This is a genomic window from Wolbachia endosymbiont of Cylisticus convexus (genome assembly GCF_003344345.1).
Genome location: NZ_QPIP01000160.1, coordinates 1 through 2,116 on the forward strand (window position 1 = coordinate 1; position 2,116 = coordinate 2,116).

Consider the following 2,116-nt stretch of genomic DNA (forward strand, 5'->3'; position numbering starts at 1 on the left):
AAATAGGCCTTGCAGACGGAATGACAATTCTTTCATCTATTAATAAAAACAGGAGTATTACTATGAATGAACAAACTACAACTGACCTAGAAACTGATAATTTAACTAATAAAATCAAAAATGACAGTTATCATGCTGAAGTTCTTGAATTAATACGTTTATGCAACTTATCACGAATGCCAGAGAAAATAGGAGAATTTATAGAGCAGAATGTTAGCAGCAAACAAGCACAAGAAATATTAATGTCGATACTTGCAGAACGAACAATGAAGACTGAAATTTTAAGCACATTACCAAAGAATTCGTCAGAAGATTTAATGATGCAGGTAGCAAGAAGTCGTGCACAATCTGGCATTTAGAATATTCGTAGTATAACAAAAGTAAAAAATAAAGGGGAAAAGCAAAATGAGTACTATAACAGAACAAAATAACCTTGGGGATCTTCTGAAATACGAAGTTTCAAATCTATATTCAAGAGACCAAATAACAGTAGCTAAAGGTCAAAATCTTAAGCTTGGTGCAGTAGTTGCCAAAAAGACGGAAGATGGTTTTATTAGAGTACTTAATCCCACTGGAACAGACGGCACACAAACAGCAATAGGTGCAATAGTAAGTGATGTAAATGCGACAGAAAATGCCAAAGCAGTAATTATTACTCGTGGTGCAATACTAGCAGATCATGCAGTTGTGTGGCCAGCAAATATCACTGAAGAACAGAAAGCTGAAGCAATAAAGCAACTTGAAGCACGAGGGATCATTATCCGCAAGGGAGTTTAACTAAAATTAATAAGGAGAAAAAGAATGCAAAATCCATTTACAAATACAGCATTTAGCATGACGGCACTAACAAATGCGATGAATATATTGCCGGTAAATTATGGACGAGTTGAAAATTTAAATTTATTTCCAAGTAGGTCAGTAAGATTTAGACATATTACAATAGAAGAGCAAAACGGAGTATTAAGTTTACTACCAACGCAAGTTCCAGGGGCAACAGCAACAGTAGGAAAAAGAGGAAAAAGAAAGGTAAGAACATTTACAATTCCGCACATTCCACATGATGATGTAGTATTACCAGAGGAAGTACAAGGAGTAAGGGCATTTGGATCAGAGAGTGAACTGAAAGCGCTGGCAGATGTAATAACTGACCATTTACAGCTAATGAGAAACAAACATGCGATAACATTAGAACATTTGCGGATTGGAGCGCTGAAAGGAATAATTTTAGATGCTGACGGGTCAGAATTATTAAATCTGTACAACGAATTTGAAATTACACCAAAAGTAGTAAATTTTGCCCTTGGAACAGCAACAACAGATGTCAAGCGTAAGTGTCTGGAGGTATTGCGACATATTGAAGACAACTTAAGTGGCGAATATATGATGGGAGTTCATGCCTTGGTAAGCCCTGAGTTTTTTGATGCATTAACTTCGCATAGTAAAGTGAAAGAAGCATATGAAAGATGGCAAGAAGGAGCAGCGCTAAGGAATGATATGAGATCAGGATTTACGTTTTGTGGAATCACGTTTGAGGAATATAGAGGGCAAGCAACTGATCCTGAAGGAACGGTTAGAAGATTTATTGAGAAAGATACAGGGCACTGTTTTCCACTAGGAACAGCGAGCACATTTACAACATATTTTGCACCAGCAGACTTTAATGAAACAGTAAATACTCTTGGACAGCCACTCTATGCAAAACAAGAGCCAAGAAGATTTGATAGAGGAACTGATTTACATACGCAGTCAAATCCTCTGCCAATGTGCCATAGGCCTGGCGTATTAGTAAAAGTCGCTATAGCATAACATACTGGTAGAGTAATTACAAGTTGGTGAGGCACAGAACGACTCTACCGGTATGCGCTTCTTAGCATGTAAAGGTTAGTATATCAAAAAGAAATATGCAAGAGAATATTAAGCGATTATTGGAGGATTGTTTTAAGCATCTAGGAGTGGAAGCCATATATTGTAATCGAAATAAGGAGGGTATTCGTAGAATAAAAGTGCTAATAAAACGTCCTGAGACTACGTACTCTCTAGGTGCAGATGGAGCATTAACTCAGCAAATTGCTTCTGTAGAAATACGTGATCAGGACGTTACTTCCTTTAGCATAGG

The 2,116-nt window shown here is 37.1% G+C and carries 3 protein-coding genes and 1 pseudogene; all 4 read left to right on the forward strand.

Annotated elements, in window-relative coordinates; all coding sequences use genetic code 11:
* A pseudogene (locus Wcon_RS09620) lies at positions 1–359 on the forward strand (S49 family peptidase); the annotation flags it as partial.
* Between the two features lie 46 nt (positions 360–405).
* Positions 406–777: a head decoration protein gene (locus Wcon_RS09625; protein WP_047759178.1), complete on the forward strand. Its 372-nt coding sequence runs from the start codon at positions 406–408 to the stop codon at positions 775–777.
* 24 nt (positions 778–801) lie between these two features.
* Positions 802–1,806, forward strand: coding sequence for a major capsid protein (locus Wcon_RS09630; protein ID WP_114517946.1), 1,005 nt, complete (start codon positions 802–804; stop codon positions 1,804–1,806).
* 95 nt (positions 1,807–1,901) lie between these two features.
* The coding region (locus Wcon_RS09635) for a head-tail joining protein (protein ID WP_114517938.1) at positions 1,902–2,116 on the forward strand (215 nt) is incomplete at its 3' end.